Origin of the sequence: uncultured Muriicola sp. (genome assembly GCF_947258935.1) — a bacterium.
Lineage (GTDB): Bacteria > Bacteroidota > Bacteroidia > Flavobacteriales > Flavobacteriaceae > Muriicola.
In genome coordinates this window covers 1-3,785 of record NZ_CAMYKH010000117.1, presented here as the reverse complement: position 1 = coordinate 3,785, position 3,785 = coordinate 1, and the positions used below count along the sequence as shown (strand labels likewise).

The following is a 3,785-nucleotide window of genomic DNA, read 5'->3' as shown; positions in this document are numbered from 1 at the left end:
CGGATATATGTTTGCCCATCCCGGAGCCAATTTATTGTTTATGGGAGCGGAATTTGTACAGTCGTCCGAATGGAATTTTCAACAGAGCCTGGACTGGCATCTGCTACAATACGACTTTCATTCAGGAATTCAATCCTTGGTGAAAGATCTTAATACATTTTACAAGAAACAACCGGCACTTTTTGAAAAACAATTTAGTGGTGAAGGTTTCCAATGGATAGATTATGGCGACTTTGAGAATTCAGTTCTTACATTTATTCGAAAAGGGAATAAAACAGAGAACGATTTGGTGATAGCGTGTAATTTTACACCTATACCGAGAGAAAAGTACCGAATGGGTGTGCCCAAGTCTGGTCAGTATAAAGAAGTCTTTAATACAGACGCCAAAAAGTACGGAGGAAGCGGTTCTAAGAACACCATAAGGAAAACAGCCAAAAAACCATGGCATGGGCATAAGCAGTCTATTGAAATTACGATCCCACCGCTTGGGATGGTTGTTTTTCAATAAATTTTGGACTACTATATCGTTTTAGTTTATAAATCATAATAATATCATTTCACTTTTAGCGTGTAAAGTCTTTCTTTTGTGCTTTTGCAAAAAAACCCACTATGATTACCAACACTGAGTTAGAATATAAGGGCAATTTATACCCGGACCATATAGTTGAATTTAAACAAGATTCAGATAAATTTTATTTTACCACCAATAATGGCGTTGTACTCGAAATTACGGTCATACGGAACAGTACTATCCGTTTTCGCTATGCCACAGATTATGTCTTTCAACCCGATTTTTCATATGCCATAAGTCCGACTGCACCAAGGGGATATAATCATCTGGAGGCAACTGAAACTAAAACGGAGTACCTGATCACTACATCCAAGATAACGGTTTTGGTAGATAAGAAATCGCTTCGCATCCAAATATCCGACCTCGAAGGAAATATCATTAATGAAGATGAATTAGGTTTTCATTACGAAGAGAACTACACTTTTGGTGGAAACTCTGTGAAAATGAGTAAAATAACCCAGGCCGGTGAGAGTTTTTATGGAATGGGTGACAAGGCTACTCACTCCAACTTAAAAGGGAAACGAGTTCAAAATTGGGTCACGGACCAATACGCCTACGGGAAGGATCAGGATCCTTTATACAAAGCGGTTCCTTATTACATTGGGTTGCATAATGACAAAGCCTACGGTCTGTTTTTTGATAATACCTTTAAAACTCATTTCGATTTTGCGCATGAGCGGCGTAATGTGACAAGTTTTTGGGCCGAAGGAGGAGAAATGAACTATTATTTTTTCTATGGTCCGGATATGTCCAGGGTAGTAAGATCATATACAGACCTAACCGGCACCCCAGAACTCCCACCCTTGTGGGCGCTCGGATACCATCAATCTAAATGGAGCTATTTTCCTGAGAGCAGAGTAAAGGAGATCGCTAAAAAATTCAGAAAACTAAAAATTCCCTGTGATGCTATCTATCTGGACATAGATTATATGGACGGATTTCGTTGCTTTACCTGGGACAAAACAAAATTTCCCGATCCCAAGGCAATGATAAAGGATCTGAATAAGGATGGTTTTAAGACAGTTGTGATGATAGATCCGGGTATTAAAGTAGACCGCGACTATTGGGTATATCAGGAGGCAATTAAGAACGATTATTTTTGCAAAAGAGGCGATGGTCCTATAATGAACGGAAAGGTGTGGCCGGGCCAATGTAATTTCCCCGATTTTACTAATCCGAAGGTAAGAGAGTGGTGGGCTGGACTATATAAAGAACTAATGTCGGAAACAGGAGCGCACGCTGTCTGGAATGACATGAATGAGCCGGCGGTGATGGAGGTTCCAACAAAAACGGCACCTTTGGATACCCGTCATGATTACGATGGCCATCCATGCAGCCACAGAAAGGCGCATAACATATATGGGATGCAAATGGTAAGGGCTACCTATGAGGGTGTGAAGAAATATGTGTATCCCAAAAGACCTTTTGTGATCACAAGGGCGTCCTACTCGGGTGCTCAACGATTTTCATCTACATGGACCGGAGATAATGTGGCCACCTGGGAACATCTATGGATCGCCAATGTTCAGGTACAACGAATGTGCTTAAGCGGGATGTCTTTTGTAGGGACAGATATTGGTGGTTTTGCCGAACAACCCAATGGAGAATTATTTGCAAGATGGATACAGTTAGGTATTTTCCATCCTTTTTGCAGGGTACATAGTAGTGGGGATCACGGAGACCAGGAACCCTGGTCTTTTGATGCTGAGGTCACCAAGATTGTGCGAAAGTTTATAGAACTCAGATATCAGTTGTTACCTTACTTATACACCGCTTTTTACAAGTATTACAAGGAAAGCGTTCCTATGATTCAGCCATTGGTCTACTTTGACCAGGCAGATCATCAGACCCATTTCCGGACGGATGAATTTATTTTTGGAGAACAGATCCTCGTTTGTCCAATTCAAGAACCTAATGCCAAAGGAAGACGAATGTATGTTCCAAGAGGAATATGGTATGACTATTGGACAAATGAAACCATAGAAGGGGGTACAGAAAAATGGGTGGATGCAGACATAGATAAGATCCCGATCTTTATTAAAGAAGGGGCCATCATCCCTAAATATCCAGTTCAGCAGTATGTGGGAGAATTGACCCTTAAAGAACTACAACTCGATGTGTATTACAAGCTTGGTACGGAGAATTCCAATGTGTATGAAGACGCTCAGGATGGGTATGATTATACAAAAGGGGAATACAGTCTTCGTAATTTTAAATTGACAGGTAAGGAGAACGAGCTTATTGTTCAGCAATTTAAGGACGGAAATTTTATTACTACCTATGAGACCTTTAAGTTAAACCTTATGGGACTTCCATTTAAAATAAAAGCCATCGAACTAGACAATGAGATTATAGCCTTAAAAGATGTTAAGATGAATGGTAATAACACCATACATGTCACCAAAGATTTTACGACCCTTCATATTTTAGGGAAGTGATTTTTTTGTAATTTGAGATAAAAGTATACATACATGACTAAGAACTTATTTTTAACCCTTGTAGTACTTCTGGGATTTATGGGTTGCAAGACCAATCCGTTTACGGGGAAAAGTACACTCAATTTCTATCCAAATAATTCCATTTTTCCAACTGCCTTTGCGCAATATGATGAATTCTTGAAGACAAATAAGGTTGTAGAAGGTTCTAGTGAAGTAAAAATGATCACATCGGTTGGGCAGCGAATTGCAACAGCAGCAGAACGATGGCTCACAGCTAATGGGTATCCTGGATATTTGAAGGACTATCAGTGGGAATACAATTTAGTACAAGACGAAACCGTCAATGCCTGGTGCATGCCCGGCGGTAAGATTGTGTTTTATACGGGTATTCTTCCTATTTGCCAGAATGAGACCGGGATCGCAGTAGTGATGGGACATGAAGTAGCCCATGCCCTTGCAGATCACGGAGCACAGCGAATGAGCGCAGGTATGGCTCAACAATTAGGGGCCGTTGTAGGCAACGTTGCAATTAACGATCCTGAAAAAAGAAATATTTTTAATCAGGCCTATGGTATTGGATCTACTATAGGAGTTATGCTCCCTTTTAGTAGAAGTCATGAAACAGAGGCAGACCGCATAGGGCTTCAGATCATGGCCATAGCGGGTTATAATCCGGATGAAGCTGCCGAGTTATGGAAGCGTATGAAGGCCAACTCAGGAGGTCAGGCACCCCCGGAATTCTTGAGTACGCACCCATCTAATGATACGCGTATTTC

General features: G+C 40.9%; 3 protein-coding genes. All 3 read left to right on the top strand.

Features of this window, described 5'->3' with window-relative positions; all coding sequences use genetic code 11:
* Positions 1 to 508: alpha amylase C-terminal domain-containing protein (locus Q0X72_RS13270; RefSeq protein WP_297766375.1), on the top strand; the 508-nt coding region annotated here is incomplete at its 5' end.
* A 101-nt stretch (positions 509 to 609) separates the two neighbouring features.
* On the top strand, positions 610 to 3,009 hold the full coding sequence (locus Q0X72_RS13265) for a glycoside hydrolase family 31 protein (protein ID WP_297766372.1): 2,400 nt from the start codon (positions 610 to 612) through the stop codon (positions 3,007 to 3,009).
* Between the two features lie 33 nt (positions 3,010 to 3,042).
* The coding region (locus Q0X72_RS13260; protein ID WP_297766370.1) for a M48 family metallopeptidase at positions 3,043 to 3,785 on the top strand (743 nt) is incomplete at its 3' end.

Excerpts from the sequence above, each read along its gene's own strand:
- Q0X72_RS13265 (WP_297766372.1), top strand. The coding sequence starts at position 610 with ATGATTACCAACACTGAGTTAGAATATAAGGGCAATTTATACCCGGAC.